The following is a 15545-nucleotide window of genomic DNA, read 5'->3' on the forward strand; positions in this document are numbered from 1 at the left end:
CCCCCCGTGCCAAACGGCGTCCGGGCGAGGTGACGGGCCGCAGCCGGCTCACCGCCAGGGGAGGCCCTCCCGTTCCAGTAGGTCCCGGATCCCCGTCCACGCCCGCCACGGGGGCTCCGCGGACCCGCCGGTCGCGCAGTCGACATCGCCCTGGACCGAGAGGAAGACCACCGAGTCCACCCCGTGCTGGTCGATGAGCGCGATGGCCCCCGCGTACACGTCGACGTCCCTGTTCCCCTTGACGTACAGCGTGGCCGTGGCGGCCAGCAGGGCGAAGTCCGCGAGGTCGGACGCGTTCTCGACGGCGTCGGTGTACCGCAGGCACTCGTGGGTGTAGGCCACGCACAGGTCCGGCAGTGCCGGGTCCCCCGCGACGCGTGACAGGTGGAGGTCCACCGTGCGGATCCGGACGGCCGCCAGGCGCGGCACCGCACCCGTGGCGTGGAGACCGCGCAGCAGCGGGAGGCTGCGCTGCTCCAGGTACTCGTAGGTGAAGCGGGTCGGAGGGCGGGAGCGGAGCCGTGGCGGTGCCTGCCCGGGAAGGGCTTCCGCGCGGAGGGCCAGCAGCGGTTCCGCCGGGATTCCCAGGGCGTCGGCGAGCGCGACCACGGTCTGTTCGCTCGGCACGGACGGCCCGTTCAGGGCCTGGCTCACCGTGGTGTGGCCGAGTCCCGCGCGGAGTTCGAGGCCCGCCATGGAGAGCCCGCGGCTCGTGCGCAGGACGCGCAGCCGCCGCTTGAGGCGGTCGAGAGGGTCCTGGGACAGCACCGAGTCACCTCACTCGTAGCGGTGCAGCAACGACTCCCGCTCGTGGCGGCGGATCTCCTCCAGGGTGAGGCCCGGCACGTTCAGATGGGAGAGGGTCACCTCGGCGGAGCTGGGCACCTCGGCGTCGGAGGGCCACTGCTCCGGCTTCCAGGCGGCGCCGCGCAGCAGGGCCTTGGGGCAGTGCTGGTACGCCTCTTCCACCTCGACCACGATCGCGCTGCGCGGCGGCTTGCCGACCGGGGTGAGCCGTTCCAGGAGGCCGGGGTCGGCGGAGACGCAGGCCCGGCCGTTCACGCGGAGGGTGTTGCCCTGGCCGGGGACGAGGAAGATCAGGCCGGCCCGGCCGGTCTCCACGATGTTGTGTGAGCTGTCGAGCCGCTTGTTGCCGGTGGCGTCGGGGATCGCGAGCGTGAACTCGTCGAGTACGGAGACGAATCCGGCCGGGCCGCCGCGGGGCGTCACGTCGCAGCTGCCGTCGGCGCCGGCGCTGGCGACGAACACGAGCGGGGAGCGGGCGATGAAGGCGCGGGCCACGTCGTGGATGCGGTCGACCACCTTGCGGCGGACGAGTTCGCTGGGCTGGTCGTACAGGCCGCGCAACTGCTCGGTGTCGCGGACGGCGGTGGCGTGCAGGGCGTCGAATATGCGGCCGGTGGCCTGAGTGGTCGTCACGTGCCGCAAATCTACGGCCTGCCCTCGCCTTGATCAACGGACTTGTGCGGGGACGCGGTCCGGTAAGGCCGCTGAGCGGGGGTGGGCGGGCGTGGCGGAGCCCGGGAGTCGTATCCAGCTCCCGGGCCCCTGGGGATGCCACCCAATTGCGCACGCCGGCGGCGTTTAAGAGGACGGATCAGTCGTCATGCCGTCGTGTTCTTCCTTTGAACTACCGCACCGCGTGAGAGGTGCAGGCGAGAGTCGAACTCGCATCCGACGGCGTCCGTCCGGCCTCGGTCGATCCGGCGATCGGCGGCAATGCTGAGACTGGAGCGAGAGTCTGAGATTGACCGCGGCTGCCTCTGCCGTGTTGGGCTACCCCGGCCCGTGGTGGTGTTGTGCCGGGGGAAGGACTCGAACCTTCACTGTCACCGCTTCTTTCAGGCTGAACGTCAGTGTCAGCTTGCGCTCATCGCGCGCACCGGTCCTCATTTCCGGTCCGCGCCTGTGTGCGCACCCCCGCGCTCGCACGCGGGGGCGATCATGGAGGTTACCCGCGCCGGCCTCAGCCGAACAGGTAACCGAACACCGCGTCGCCGACCCGCTGGTCGGAGACCTCGGTGCCGTTGGCCTCCTCGCGGGCGAACTTGACGGCCTGCTGGAGCTTCTCGACGCGCTCCACGAGCTCGTTCACCCGCCGCGCGGGGAGGGCTCCGGAGAACTTCACGGTCGTCCAGTACCCGATGGGCACGTCCTCGTAGTACACCTCGACCTGGGCCGGGTGCTTCTCGGTCGCCTCCGCCTTGACGTGGTTGCGGGGCACCTTCTTGGTGCGGATCGTGCGGACCGGGTCCGTCTTCCACCAGTCCGTCGAGGGGTCGTGGGACCAGGACTCGGCGGCATCGAGGGTGGGGAGCTTCTTGACGAAGGTGTGCAGGTCGGTGAGCTGCTTCTCCAGGAAGAGGAGGTAGCTGACCGGGACCCGGGGAAGGATCGTCCGGCCGTCGACCGTGACGTCCGCGCGGGCCTCGCAGTTCGCCCAGTCCTTGGTGGCGGTCACGTCGAACAGCCGGGTCAGCGACGCGGAGGTCTCCCGCAGCACGTCCTCGGCCTGGACCTGCACCCGGGTGGACTCGGGCGGCAGCTGCTCGCCCTCCTCGTCCTTGGGCTGGTAGGTGCGCGAGATGCCGGCGAGCAGCGCCGGCTTCTGCACCTTGTGGTGCGCCGCGGTGATGTCCTGGAGCGACTTGCTCTTGACACCCTTCTCGACAGCGATGATCTGGTTCAGCTTCGCCATTTCGGGTCCCCCTTCGAACGATCGAGAACGTACACGGGCGGCCCGGACCTCCGCACTTCCTTTATCGGTCCGCGACTCCGGGACGGGCGAACCGACGGGCGAACCGACGGGCGGCCCGTGCGCCTGGGCGGCCGCCGGGCGCCGCCGCAGTACGCTGCGGAACCGAGGCCGAACGCCGCCCGCCGAAAGGAACGCCCGTGACCCGCAGCGCACTTCTGGTCGGAGCCACCGGACTGGTGGGGCACCAGCTGCTCGCCAGACTGCTCCGCGACCCGCTCTACGACCGGGTGACGGTGCTGGCCCGGCGGCCCCTGGACGTGGCCCATCCCACCCTGGACGTACGGGTGGTGGACTTCGACGCGCTGGAGGCGTCGGACGTGCCGGCCGTGGACGACGTGTACTGCGCGCTGGGCAGCACCATCAGGGCGGCCGGTTCGCAGCAGGCGTTCCGGCAGGTCGACCAGCACTACGTGGTCGCCGTCGCCCGGCTCGCGCACGCGGCGGGGGCACGGCGGATCGCGGTGGTCTCGTCGGTCGGCGCGAAGGCCGGTGCGCGGAACTTCTACCTGGGGGTCAAGGGGGACATGGAGGAGGAGGTGAAGACGGCCGGGTTCGAACGGGTGGAGATCTTCCGGCCGTCCTTCATCACCGGCCCCCGGCCCGACCGGCGCCTGGCGGAGAAGCTCGGCTTCGCGGCGGCGTCCGCGCTGTCCCCGGCGATGCGGGGCAGCGCCCGCGCATACCGCCCGGTCCCGGCGGGCCGTCTGGCCGCGGCGATGATCGCCTCGCTCCGCGAGGGCACGGGCGAGACCCCGAAGGGCGGGGCGTCGGTCCGCACGTACGAGGACATCGTCCGCCTCACCGAACCGGCCTGACGGCCGGGGGCGTCTCCCGCCCCCGGGTAACGCCGCGGGAGACGCCCGGGACGAGGGGCCCGATTCGGGCCCGGGGGCGGGCCTCGGGACGTGTCTGCCGGCAGGGCCGGGTCAGACGGGGCGTTCGTACTCGACCCGGGGCAGGGGGTGGCCGTCGCCGAAGTCGTGGGCGCGCGCGAGGCCCGAGGCGGTGAAGCCGCACTTGGCGTGGAAGCGGCGGGAGCGCGGGTGGCCGGGGCCGCCGTCCGTGGGGGTGGACGGCGGTCCCGGCGCGCCTGGTCCGGTGCCCGTCAGGCGGGGACCAGGAGGGAGAGGGAGGCGGGGACCACCTCGATCTCGGCGGGCAGCGGGCCGGCGAGGTCGCCGTCCGCGTACGCGTTGATGCCCGCCGCCTCGACGCGCACCCGGGCCGCTCGGTGGACGGCGACCGCGCTGTGCCGCACGTGGGTGCCTTTGAACACCGTCGGGAAGAAGCGCACCAGCTTCGCCCGGGGCATCGCCTCGACCAGGGTCAGGTCGAGGCGACCGTCGCAGGGGTCGGCACCGGGACAGATCAGCATCCCGCCGCCGTAGGAACGGGTGTTGCCGACCGAGGCCAGCGCCAGCTCCTTCTCGACCGTCACGTCGCCGTCGAGGACCAGCCGGAACGGGATCGGGCGGAGCCCGGCCAGTTCGCGGACCATTGCGAGGTTGTACTTCATCCGGCCGCGCGGCCAGCTCATGCGGTTCGCCCGGTCGCTGACCAGGGAATCGAAGCCGATGGCCAGCACGGAGGCGAAGTACCGCGACGCGCCGTCCGCGGTGGTGATGCGTCCGGTGTCCACCCGAAGCGCGAGCCCGCGGGCCACCACCTCGGCGGCGGCGCGCGGGTCGCCCAGGGGCAGCCCGAACTCCCGGGCCAGGTCGTTGCCCGTGCCGCTCGGGATGACGCCGAGCGGCAGGTCGGACCCGGCCAGGGCCTGGACGGCAAGGGCGATCATGCCGTCCCCGCCGACGACCACGAGGGCGTCGACCGCCCCGTCCCGGACCGCCTCGCGGGCGAGCCGGAGGCTGTCCGCCGCGTCGGTTCCGGCGGCGCTGCGGACATCGACGCCGAGTTCCCGCAGCCGGGCGAGTGCCGTCCCGGCGGCGCGGGCGGCTCCGCCCGAGCCCGCCGCCGGGTTGGTGAGGACCAGTACGGTGCCGATGGTGCGCCGCTCCGGCTCGGGTCTCACGGGATGAGCTTTCCGGGGTTGAGGATGCCGACGGGGTCCACGGCCTCCTTGACGGCCCGCAGCACCTTCACGCCCAGCTCGCCGATCTCGGCCTCCATCCAGGGGCGGTGGTCGGTGCCGACCGCATGGTGGTGGGTGATCGTCCCGCCGCCCGCCGTGATCGCGTCGCTCGCGGCCTTCTTGGCCACGCTCCACTGGGCGATCGCGTCGCCGCGCTGCGCGCCGACCACCGTGAAGTAGAGGGAGGCGCCGGTGGCGTACACGTGCGAGATGTGACACATCACCAGGGAGGTGCTGCCGGACTCCTGGAGCGCGCCCTGGAGCGCGGCGGTCACGTCCGCCTTGAGCCGGTCCAGGTTCGACCAGGCGGTCGCGGTCTCCAGGGTCTCGCAGAGTGCGCCGCCGTCGAGCAGCGCGTCGCGCAGGTACGGGGCGCCGAAGCGGCCGTGCTCCCAGGCGCGGGCGGGCTCCTCGCCCAGAGAGGTGCCGCCGTGCTCGTGCATCGCGGTGCGGGTCAGGGCGTGCCGCGCGGCCGTCTGCTCGTCGGTGCCCTCGAAGACGGTGATGGCGAGGCAGCCGCTGACCGTCTGCGGGGCGCCGATCTTCGCGGTCATCGCGAGGTTGACGGCGGTCTCGGTCTCGTCGGACAGGCGCAGCACGGTCGGGCCGGTGCCCTGCTGCTCGACGGCGCGCAGTGCGGCGGCGCCGGAGGCGAAGTCCGGGAAGCTCCAGGCCTCGTACCGCTTGACGGCGGGGACCTGGTGGACGCGCACCCGGACGGCGGTGATGACGCCGAGGGTGCCCTCGGAACCCAGGAACAGCTGGCGCAGGTCGGGGCCGGCCGCGGAGGCGGGGCCGCGGCCGAGGTCCAGCACGCCGGACGGGGTCACGACGCGCAGGCCGCGGACCATGTCGTCGAAGCGCCCGTACCCGGCCGAGTCCTGGCCCGAGGAGCGGGTCGCGGCGAAGCCGCCGATGGTGGCGAAGCGGAAGCTCTGCGGGTAGTGGCCGAGTTCGAAGCCGCGCTCGGCGAGGAGCTCCTCGGCCTGCGGCCCGGTCAGGCCGGCGCCGAGGACGGCCTCGCCGGACACCTCGTCGAGGGAGTGCAGCGCGTCGAAGCGGCGCAGGTCGAGGGAGACGACGGCGGTGAACGCGCCGCGCACCGGGTCGAGTCCGCCGACCACGCTGGTGCCGCCGCCGAAGGGGACCACCGCGATGCGCTGCTGCGCGCAGAGCGCGAGGACCGCCTCGACCTCGTCCTCGGAGCCCGGGACGACCACGGCGTCCGGGGCGTCCTGGGGCTCGGTGGCGCGGCGGCGGAGCAGGTCGAGGGTGGACTTGCCGCCGGCGCGGGGCAGCCGGTCCGCGTCGCGGACGCTGACGTGTTCCTCGCCGACGACGGCGGCGAGCGCCTTGAGGTGCACCCCGCTCAGGCGCGAGGGCACCAGCCGCACGTCCTCGGCGGTGATCGGCGCGGTCTCGCCGGGGGTGATCTCCAGGAGGCTCTCCAGGAGGGAGGTGATGTCCGCCGAGAGGGGGGTGGCCTTGGCCGGGTCTCCCCAGGCGTTCCACGCCATGGGGGGCAGCGGGAGGGCCGCCACGCGGTCCGGTGGCAGGTGCGGTTCCGTAGACATGCGTTACAGTTTTCCACATCATGTCAATCAGTAACACTGCCCCGGGCGACGAAGAGCCCCGCAGCATCGACGACCAGATCCTCGACGCCGCGGCGGAACTCGTCGCCGTGCTCGGCAGGCGCGTGCAGCTGGCCGAGATCGCCCGGCGGGCCGGCGTCAGCCGCCCGACCGTGTACCGGCGCTGGCCGGACGTCCGCGCACTGGTCGGGGCCCTGCTGACGCGCGAGGTCCTGAGCACCGTCGAACGCACCCCGCGCGGCGGCACGGACCGCGAGGCGCTGGTCGAGTGGATCGTCGAGGTCGCCGTACGCATGCGGGACCACCCGGTCCTCGGGGAGCTGCTGCGCTCGGACGCCGACCTCATCCACGAGTACGTGGTCCAGCGTCTGGGTACGAGTCAGCGCGACCTCGTCGACCAGTTGTGCGCCGCGGTCCTGGCGGGCCAGCGCGGAGGCACGATCCGCGCCGGCGAACCGGCCGAGATCGCCGCCATGGTGTTGCTGATCACCCAGTCCACCGTCCAGTCGCACCGCATGGTCGCCGACCTCCTGCCGGAGGCCGCGTGGCGACGGGAACTGTCGATCGCCCTGAACGGATACCTGAGGCCATGAACCGATCCGCCCCGACCGGTACGACTGCCCTGGACGCGGGTCGTCGCGTCGCCGATCTCGAGGAGCTCGCCGCCGGTGCGGCCGTCGACCTGCTGGTGATCGGCGGCGGGGTGACCGGTGCGGGGGTGGCGCTCGACGCCGCCGCGCGCGGGCTGCGCACCGTGCTGGTGGAGGCCCGGGACCTGGCCTTCGGCACGAGCCGGTGGAGTTCCAAGCTGGTGCACGGCGGGCTGCGCTACCTCGCCTCCGGGCGGGTCGGCGTGGCCCACGAGAGCGCCGTGGAGCGGGGCGTGCTGATGACGCGTACCGCGCCGCACCTGATCCGTGCACTGCCGCAGGCCGTGCCGCTGCTGCCCTCGGTGTCCCGGGGGACGGCGGCGCTGGTGCGCACCGGGTTCCTGGCCGGGGACGCGTTGCGAGTGGGGGCGCGTACGCCCTCGTCCGTACTGCCGCGGGCGCGCCGGGTCGGGCCGCGCGAGGCCGTACGGCTCGTGCCGGCGGTCCGTACGGAGGGCCTGCGCGGCGCGCTCGTCGCCCATGACGGGCAGCTGATCGACGACGCCCGGCTGGTCACCGCCCTGGCCAGGACGGCCGCGGGGCACGGGGCGCGGATCCTGACGCGGGTCCGCGCGAGCGAGGTCACGGGTGACTCGGCCCGGCTCACGGACACCCTGACCGGCACCGCGCTGACCGTGCGGGCCCGGGCCGTGGTCAACGCCGCCGGCGTCTGGGCGGGCGAGGTCGACGAATCGATCCGGCTGCGCCCGAGCCGGGGCACGCACCTGGTCTTCGACTCCGCGGTGTTCGGCCGGCCCGAGGCGGCGCTCACGGTGCCCGTGCCGGGTTCGACCAGCCGGTTCGTGTTCGCCCTGCCGCAGCAGCTGGGACGCGTGATGGTGGGCCTGACGGACGAGGACGCGCCGGGGCCGGTGCCGGACGAGCCGGAGCCGACCGAGGCGGAGATCTCGTTCCTGCTGGACACCGTGAACACCGCGCTGGCCCGGGAGTTGACCCGGGCGGACGTGCGCGGCGCCTTCGCCGGGCTGCGGCCGCTGATCGACGCGGGCGGCGGCGAGACCGCGGACCTCTCGCGCCGGCACGCCGTGCGCGAGTCGCCCTCCGGAGTGGTCACGGTGGTGGGCGGCAAGCTCACCACGTACCGGCGGATGGCCGAGGACGCCGTCGACCTGGCCTGCCGGGTGCGGGGGCTGGACGCGGGGCCGTGCCGGACGCGCTCGCTGCCGCTGGTCGGCGCCCCCGGGCACCCGGACAGCCGGACGGTGGGCCGCGACGTGGCGCCGGCCCCGCTGATCGCCCGGTACGGCGGGGAGGCGGGGGCCGTACTCGCCGCCGCCTCCCTGCCGGACCCGATGCGCCGGATCGCCGACACCATCAACATCACGCGGGCGGAGGTGGAGTACACCATCACCCACGAGGGGGCGCTGGACGCCGAGGACGTGCTGCACCGGCGTACGCGCATCGGGTTCGTGCCCGAGGACGCGGAGCTGGCCCGGCCGGCCGTCGAGGAGGTCCTGGCCGAACTGCGCGGCTGAGCCCGGCGTCCCGGGGCCGTCCCGGCCGGTCGGGGGTGGTGCCCGCCGTGGCCTGCGGGCACCGTCCCCCGGGCCGGGGTCCGGGCGCGGACCGGGAGCGGGGAGGTCTCCTGGTCCGGGCCCGGGGTCTGGGGCGGCACCGGGGGAAGGCGGTGCCGGGTACCTGGTGGGGGGTGCCTGTGTCGTGTCGGATGCCTGGGTTGGGGTGCCTGGTGCCTGGGGCGGGGCGCCTGCCGTCGGGTGTCTGTGGGGGTGCCTCGGGCGGATGTCGCTGTCGGAGGGCCGGGCCGGGTGCGGCCGCGGGTCGTGGCCGCCGTGCCGGTGGACCTACTGCTCGGTGCCGGTGGATGCTCCGGGCGTGGTGCGGGGGCCGCCGGCTCCCGTTCCGTGTCCCGGGCCGTGCACCGTTCCGTGTGCCGAACCGTGTCCCGTTCCGTGCTGCGTACCGTGCTGCGTTCCGTTCTCCGGGGCGGGCTCCGTGCCCTGTCCCCCTCCGTGCTCCGTCCCGTGTGCCGCCCCCGCCTGCAGGGTGCCGCCGAGGCGGGGCCGGAGCGTCGGCAGGACCGTCTCCGGGCTGGCGGTCACCACCCACCGGTCCCCCACCAGGTAGCTGCCGCCGTACGCCCGGGCCTCGGCCAGCCACGCCCGCAGGCCCTCCGCCGTGGCGAAGGTGGCCATGCGGTACGTGCCCTTCGGCGTCCGGCACCCGCCCTGGCGGAGCTCCTCGGCGTCCACGCTGACGACGGGCGCGCAGCCCACCGCGGCGGCGATCGCCTGGAGTCCGGCCGGCCGGGCGGGTGCCGGGCGCCCGGCGGTGCGTACGTCCGCACGCGGGGTCCCGGCGGCCGCCGGGGAGCCCGCCGGCGGGTCCGCGCAGCCGCCCGGGGCCAGGACCGCGCCCAGCAGGGCGGCCGTGGCGAGGGCGCGGCGTGCCGTGACCACCGGGCCGCCGCCTATCCGGCCGCCGCCGGGGCCTTCTTGCCGGTGTCCGTGACGGCCCACCACAGCCCTTGCGCGCCGTGCCCGTTGGTGTCGCCGGCCTTCTTGTCGCCGGTGAACCAGTAAACCGGCCAGCAGTCGATGGTCAATTGCCGGGAGCCATCGGGCCGGCGTACCGATCCGACGAGTTTCCCATTGATTCCCTCCACCTTTTCGGGGTCGACGGCGGGCGCGGGCTTCCACTTTTCCAGACAGGCCCCCTTGCAGCCGAGCCGCATCGGCCAGGCACTGTCCTTGTCGAACCGGTAGAGCGTCATTCCGGTGCCGGTCACGGCGATCTTCCCGAGGGCCGGGTCGCGGGCCACGGAGAGCTGGACACCGTCCGTCCCGCGGTCCTCCGCCCCGCTCTCCTCCGCGCCGTCCGCCGCCTTCCCGCCGTCCGGCGCGAGGGCGTGCCAGGTGCCGCCGACGCCCTCGCCCTTGGCCTGACCCGGCGCGGTGTCCTTGGCGTAGCGGTACACCGGCCAGCCGCCCAGGGTCAGCTGCCGGGTGCCGTCGGAGCGCGTCACGGAGCCGAGCAGGGCCGGGTCCACGGAGCCGGTGGCGTCGGCGTCCGCCGCGGGGACCGGCGGCCAGGCCTTGGCGCAGTCGCCGTCGCAGGCGGACTTGGGCGGGCTCGCCGAGTCCTTGTCGAAGCGGTAGAGCGTCCAGCCCTTGCCGTCGGCCACCACGGTGCCGACGCCCGCCACGTCGCGGGCGGCGAGCCGGCCCGCGGGGCCGGTCTTGGCGCCGGCGGTGTGGTCCATGCCGGAACCGCCGCCGTAGCCGCTGCCGGGGTCCGCGCCGGAGCCCCCGCCGGCGGTGCCGTAGCCGCCGTCCGACCCGGAGCCGTACCCGGAGTCGTAGCCCGAGCCGGAGCCACTGCCGGAGCCGATGGGACTTCCGCCGCCGGCCTCGCGTACCGAATTGCCGGCGGGGGCGGCCCTGTTCTGGGTGACGCCGCAGCCCGCGGTGAGCAGGAGCACCGCGACCGCGGAACCGATGTACTTCTCACGCCGCCTGTAACCCATTCGCTCTCCTCCGAAATTCCGGTCGGGTGTGCTTGCAGGGAAATTCAAAGGGGATTTCCGGCGGCGGGAGAAGGGCCGGAGCGGAATTTATCAATTCCCGCCAAGATTGAACTGCGTTGAACTCGCCGGTGGGGACGGACGTTTCCCCCGTCGCCCCCGGGCGCTCACGGAAACGTCATTCCTGGATGCGCAGCGCGAGCGCCGGGCAGCGGCGGACCGCGCGGAGCGCCTTGGTGCGCAGCCGTCCGGGGACGGGCATGGCGGCCTGGGCCGGGTAGCCGTCGCGGTCGAGGACAACGATGTCGGGCAGGACGTCCGCACAGAGCCCGTGCCCCCGGCACAGCGTCCAGTCGACCACCAGCTGCTCCGGGCTGTCGTCGTCCGGCAGCGGAAGCGCACCCAGCACCCGGCGCCCGCAGCCGGGCCCCCGGGCGTGGTCGTGGAACTCGTCGGGGAAGACGGCGAGGGCCGAGGCGACGAACCTGGCCGTCCCGTCGGGGTGGCTGCACGCACCGCGCCGCTTGACGGCCCGCATCCGCGCCTCGACGTCCTCCAGGGCGCGCCGGTCGCCGCCGACCGCCGCCTCCAGTACGTCGGCCAGCGCCGGCAGCCCGCGCACGCACGGGCCGCACTGGCCGGCCGACTCGTCCGCCATCCACCGCGCCACCCGGGCCACTTCGCCCGCCGGGCACGTGTCCTCGGGCAGCGGCAGCACCGCCCCCGCGCCCAGCACGGCGTCGAAGGACGCGAGGGACTGCCGGGAGACCAGCGCCGCCCTGGCCGTCCTGGGGGTGAGCCACATGCCGTGGTAGCCGCCCACCAGGACGCCCTGCCCGGGGTCCGAGCCGCACAGCTGCAGCACGTACGGCAGGGGCACCCCGGTCGGGGTCTCCACCACCGTCCGCCCGCCCACGGTGAGGAGGGTGGTGCCGGGTTCGGCCGGCAGGCCCGCCGCGCGGTACTCCAGCGCGCCGAGCCGGGCGGCCACCGCGAGCTGCGCGAAGGTCTCGGTGTTGGACAGCAGGGTGGGCAGGCCCGACAGCCCCCGTTCGCTGGTGCGCACCCGCTGGCCCGAGGGCAGGGCGGGGCCGCCGCTGAGGCCCCGCACCATCGCCGAGCCCTCGCCGGTGACGAAGCGTTCGGGAAGGCGGCCCACGCGCAGCCGGCCGCCGGTGGGGCCGCGTTCGGCGATGGCCTCGCGCACCGACGCCTCCACGTCGTTACGGGTGACGCCGATGACCACCTGTTCGGCGCCGAGGGCGTCGGCCGCGAGCATCGCGCCGTCGAGGACGAGGTGCGGCACGCGCAGCAGCAGCGCGGTGTCCTTGAGGCAACTGGGCTCGCCCTCGCTGCCGTTCACGACGACCGCGGTGCGGCCGTCGCGGGCGGCGGCCGAGCGGAGCACGGCCTGGAGCTTGCGGGCGAAGGGGAAGCCTGCGCCGCCGCGGCCGCGCAGGTCGGTGTTCTCGGCGAGCGCGACGAGTTCGTCGGGCCGGTGGTGCGGGAGCGAGCCGTGCTGGGTCAGGTGGCCGACGCGGTCCAGGCGCGGCGCGGCGTCGAGCCCCGCCAGCAGCCGGGGCGGGCCGACGGAGCCGAGGTTGGGCTGGGGTTCGTAGGTCATGGCCGCCGTCCCGCGTCGGAGACGAGGCGCGGCTCGGGGGGCGGCCCCGACACGGTCAACCGCCTACCGTCGAAGGAGAGTTGGGCGGGTACGTAAGGCAGCTCGGCGGTGGGTGCCTCCGCGAAGCGGTCGGCGTCGGACCGGTACGCGGGGGCCGCCTGGGGGACGTACCCGGGCTCGGGCGCATACCCGGGGCCCGGCCCGTACGCGCGGCCCGGCTCCGCGGCGTAGGCGGCAGCCGGCTCGGACTCGTACGCAGGACCCGGCTCGGGCTCGTACCCGGCACCCGGCTCGGGCTCGTCCGCGGGCTTCGGCGGGGCGGCGGCGGGGTCCGTGGGGACGGGCGGGGCGGTGACGAAGCCGGTGCCGGAGTCCGGCGCGTACCCGGGCTTCGGCGGCGGGTCCGCGGGGCGCGGCGCGGCGCGGCGCATCCGGCGCCGGAGCCGCACGGCGATGACGGCCGCCACCCCGGCCAGGCACAGGGCGTAGCTCGCGGTGACCCAGGCGTCGGCGGACCGGCCCGCCTTCAGTCCGTGGACCAGGGAGGCGCCCCAGGCCGGGTACGCGCCCATGTGCAGGGCCCGCCACCACATCGACCGGCTGCGCGTGGCGAAGGCGCTGCGCACCGCGCCGGAGACGGCGACGCTCACGAAGAGGTAGCCGGCGAGCGTGCCCAGGCCCACGGCCAGCGGGCGGTCCCGGTCGGCGAAGGGGAGGACGACCGAGGCGGCGCCCGTCTGCCCCTCGGCGACCTTCACCCATATGTGCAGGGCGAGGAAGCCCAGTCCGGCCACGGCGAGGCCGCGGTGGATGCCCTGGGCGAGCAGCCGGTGGCCGGAGCCGAGGACGGTGCGGTCGGTGGCCACCAGGCCCCACAGCACGGTGGCGGTGAGGGAGACGAGGGAGAGGACGCCCGCGCCGAAGTCGAGGAACTCCCAGGGACTGGTGAGCGCTCCGGCCCGCGCCGCCACGGTCAGGGCGACGGCGAGGCAGATGAGGACGGCGTACTTCTGTGCGCGCCGCGCGCGTCCGGAGCCGGGGGTCAGCAGCGGCAGCCGCCGGACGGCCCGCCGCCCGGGCGTCCGGGCCGCGCCGGCGTGCCGCCTGCGGCGGCGGGCGCGGTGCGTGCGGGGCGGGTGGGTCTGGGACAGGGGCATCGAGTCTCCTGTGCGCCCGGGTACCGAGGCTCCACCTCTCGCTCGGCACCCCGGGGGTCGTGGTCGGTACCGCGCGGCAGAGCTGGGGGACCCAGGCGCCGGGGCCGGAGTGGCAGAAGCATCGTGGAGCTTCCCAACGTCTCCACAGGATTTATCGAAATGTGACAAGTTCCTGCGGGCGCGTCGCCATGGCATCGTGTAGCCCCGGAGGATTCCGTTCCAGGAGGACACCCTCCAGAAGGGAGTACGAGGGTCTCAACTCCGCTGCTGTGCAAGGAGATCGGTGGCGGAGCCGACCTCGGCAGGCCCGCCGGGTGAGTACCCGGCGGACCATACCCCGGCACGGAACGAGGTAGCGATGTGCGAACTTCTGAACCGCATCTGGTCCCGCCCCCGCGGCGAGTGGACGCGGGTGCTGCGCAGGGAACTCCCTGCGCTGGCAGGGAAGATGGCGGAGGAGCTGCTGCAAGGAACCCCAGGGCTTCCGGCAGGCGCCGAAGACATGGATGACGAACTGCTCAGGCAGGCACTGGAGGAGGCCCTGCTCGTCGTACTGGGCTACCAGCCGCCCTCGGAACGGCGGCCGTTGACCGCCGCGGAGGCATCGCGGCGGGCCCACGGGGACGGCGGGCCGCGAGGCCGCGACCGGTACGAGGACCGCGGGAGCTCCACGACCCGGCAGGACCACAGGAACCGCGAGGACGACAAGATCGACGCGACACACGAGCACGGAAGCCCGGAGGAACACACAGGACGGGAGGACCACGCGGGCCGGCGCTACGAGGAAGAGGCGCGGCACGGCCAGGACCGGCTGCGGGGCCATGACAGCGGCTCCGAGGGCTCCGGCCACGGTCCCGGTACGGCGGCGGCCCGGCAGCCGATCCGCATCCCCCGCCCGCGGCGGGACGAGTACGGGACGCCCGGTCACGGCGTACCGGGGCACGCAGCGCCGGGGCAGGGCGCTCCGTGCCACGGGACCCTCGGACACGGTGGCCCGTACGAGTCGGTCGGGCCCGATCCGGCCCGGCAGGAACTGTTCAACGCCCTGACCGTCGGCGACTGCGGCCCCACCGACGTCCACCTGGCCGAGCTGGCGGCGGCCGCCGACTGGCCGCTGCCGCCGGCGATACGGGCCGTCGCTCTGGCCACGCCCGGGGAGACCCAGCAGCTGGCCGCCGAAATGGACGACGCCCTCGCCGGCATGGTGGGCGGCCAGCCGTGCCTGCTGGTCCCCAGTCCTGACGACGACGACCACGTCGCCCTGGAACCCGTGCTGCGGGGCAGGTTCGCGGCCGTCGGCCACGCCGTACCGCTGCGCGACACGGCGTCCTCGCTGCGGTGGGCGATGCGGCTGCTGGCCCTGTCCCCCTCGCGGGCCGGCGGTGAACCCCGGCCGGTGTTCGTCGACGACCACCTGTCCACCCTGATGCTGCTCCAGGACGAGCCCCTGGCACACGCCCTGGCGGCCCGTTGGCTCCGGCCCCTGGCCGACCTGACCCCGCGCCAGAGCGAGCGGCTCGAGGTCACGCTGCTGGCCTGGCTGGAAGGCGGGGGCGCACCGGAGGCCGCAAAGGCCCTCAGCGTGCACCCCCAGACCGTGCGCTACCGGATGCGCCAGCTGGAGAAGCTGTTCGGGCCGGACCTGCGGGACCCGCGCACCCGCTTCGAGCTGGAGATGGCCCTGCGCAGCCGGCGCCTGATGGCCCAGGTACGCCGCCCGCCCGTCCGGGCCGCCCGCAGGGCTCGCCCCGTCACCACCGAGTTCCGGCCCGTGGGAGCAGGCCGCATGGCCCGAGTCAACGGCCTCTGAGTTCCACCCCCCAGCGCCGCGGCCCTTCCCCCATCCGACGGGGGAAGGGCCGCGGTGTGTCTGGGTACGGGGCAAGCACGGTCTCTGTGGCGCCGCCAGAGATACGGGTAGGCCCCACCTACCGCCTGAAGCCCCCACCCCACCACCGTCCACTCCCCCTTGGCAGGGCCTGGTGGGTCGTGTGGTGTGTGGGGAAGGTGCTTGAGGCGTCGTGGCAGGCTGGACCGGAGGCAGGCCCGGGCCTGGAGTGGCCGAAGGCCAGGGCGAAGCCCCAAAGCCCCAGGGGTGGGCCTGCCGCAGGGCCTGCAGGCCACGACGGGTCAAGCACCGAGGGGACCCACA

The 15545-nt window shown here is 74.6% G+C and carries 13 protein-coding genes; 4 read left to right on the forward strand and 9 right to left on the reverse strand.

All coding sequences use genetic code 11. From position 1 onward, the window contains the following. Positions 1 to 48: 48 nt before the first annotated feature. From ACIQUQ_RS32760 to ACIQUQ_RS32770, 3 genes are all read right to left on the reverse strand, one after another. Complete coding sequence (locus ACIQUQ_RS32760) at positions 49 to 768, reverse strand: helix-turn-helix domain-containing protein (RefSeq protein WP_403983364.1); 720 nt, start codon at positions 766 to 768, stop codon at positions 49 to 51. A gap of 9 nt (positions 769 to 777) precedes the next feature. Then, the gene (locus ACIQUQ_RS32765; protein ID WP_403983366.1) at positions 778 to 1440 is read right to left on the reverse strand and encodes an MSMEG_1061 family FMN-dependent PPOX-type flavoprotein; all 663 of its coding nucleotides are present in this window, start codon (positions 1438 to 1440) and stop codon (positions 778 to 780) included. A 547-nt stretch (positions 1441 to 1987) separates the two neighbouring features. Further along, on the reverse strand, positions 1988 to 2719 hold the full coding sequence (locus ACIQUQ_RS32770) for a hypothetical protein (protein ID WP_399956174.1): 732 nt from the start codon (positions 2717 to 2719) through the stop codon (positions 1988 to 1990). A 197-nt stretch (positions 2720 to 2916) separates the two neighbouring features. Between ACIQUQ_RS32770 and ACIQUQ_RS32775 the strand changes: the two genes are divergently transcribed. Beyond that, positions 2917 to 3594, forward strand: a complete 678-nt coding sequence (locus ACIQUQ_RS32775) for an NAD(P)H-binding protein (protein ID WP_403983369.1) — start codon at positions 2917 to 2919, stop codon at positions 3592 to 3594. A 290-nt stretch (positions 3595 to 3884) separates the two neighbouring features. Here the strand turns inward: ACIQUQ_RS32775 and ACIQUQ_RS32780 are convergent, their stop codons facing one another. Together ACIQUQ_RS32780 and ACIQUQ_RS32785 are read right to left on the reverse strand one after the other, a co-directional pair. Continuing rightward, positions 3885 to 4808, reverse strand: coding sequence for a diacylglycerol kinase (locus ACIQUQ_RS32780; protein ID WP_403983371.1), 924 nt, complete (start codon positions 4806 to 4808; stop codon positions 3885 to 3887). Beyond that, complete coding sequence (locus ACIQUQ_RS32785) at positions 4805 to 6442, reverse strand: FAD-binding oxidoreductase (RefSeq protein ID WP_403983373.1); 1638 nt, start codon at positions 6440 to 6442, stop codon at positions 4805 to 4807. The genes ACIQUQ_RS32780 and ACIQUQ_RS32785 overlap by 4 nt, the downstream gene beginning before the upstream one ends. A 20-nt stretch (positions 6443 to 6462) precedes the next feature. Here ACIQUQ_RS32785 and ACIQUQ_RS32790 point away from each other — a divergent pair, with 20 nt between their 5' ends. Then, positions 6463 to 7053: a TetR/AcrR family transcriptional regulator gene (locus ACIQUQ_RS32790; protein ID WP_403983375.1), complete on the forward strand. Its 591-nt coding sequence runs from the start codon at positions 6463 to 6465 to the stop codon at positions 7051 to 7053. Continuing rightward, the gene (locus tag ACIQUQ_RS32795; protein ID WP_403983377.1) at positions 7050 to 8606 is read left to right on the forward strand and encodes a glycerol-3-phosphate dehydrogenase/oxidase; all 1557 of its coding nucleotides are present in this window, start codon (positions 7050 to 7052) and stop codon (positions 8604 to 8606) included. Before ACIQUQ_RS32790 ends, ACIQUQ_RS32795 begins: the two co-directional genes overlap by 4 nt. 327 nt (positions 8607 to 8933) lie before the next feature. Here ACIQUQ_RS32795 and ACIQUQ_RS32800 read toward each other — a convergent pair whose 3' ends face one another. The 4 genes from ACIQUQ_RS32800 to ACIQUQ_RS32815 form a co-directional block, all read right to left on the reverse strand. Further along, positions 8934 to 9548, reverse strand: coding sequence for a hypothetical protein (locus ACIQUQ_RS32800; RefSeq protein WP_403983379.1), 615 nt, complete (start codon positions 9546 to 9548; stop codon positions 8934 to 8936). An 11-nt stretch (positions 9549 to 9559) separates the two neighbouring features. After that, a complete protein-coding gene (locus ACIQUQ_RS32805; RefSeq protein ID WP_403983381.1) occupies positions 9560 to 10615 on the reverse strand; it encodes an SCO0930 family lipoprotein in 1056 nt (351 codons plus the stop codon). 175 nt (positions 10616 to 10790) lie between these two features. Continuing rightward, positions 10791 to 12236, reverse strand: a complete 1446-nt coding sequence (locus ACIQUQ_RS32810; RefSeq protein WP_403983383.1) for an NADH-ubiquinone oxidoreductase-F iron-sulfur binding region domain-containing protein — start codon at positions 12234 to 12236, stop codon at positions 10791 to 10793. Beyond that, on the reverse strand, positions 12233 to 13393 hold the full coding sequence (locus ACIQUQ_RS32815; RefSeq protein ID WP_403983385.1) for a hypothetical protein: 1161 nt from the start codon (positions 13391 to 13393) through the stop codon (positions 12233 to 12235). Before ACIQUQ_RS32815 ends, ACIQUQ_RS32810 begins: the two co-directional genes overlap by 4 nt. Before the next feature lie 358 nt (positions 13394 to 13751). Between ACIQUQ_RS32815 and ACIQUQ_RS32820 the strand changes: the two genes are divergently transcribed. After that, the gene (locus ACIQUQ_RS32820) at positions 13752 to 15203 is read left to right on the forward strand and encodes a PucR family transcriptional regulator (RefSeq protein ID WP_403983387.1); all 1452 of its coding nucleotides are present in this window, start codon (positions 13752 to 13754) and stop codon (positions 15201 to 15203) included. Positions 15204 to 15545 lie beyond the last annotated feature (342 nt).

The sequence above is a fragment of the Streptomyces sp. NPDC101118 genome (genome assembly GCF_044759445.1).
Classification (GTDB): Bacteria; Actinomycetota; Actinomycetes; order Streptomycetales; family Streptomycetaceae; genus Streptomyces.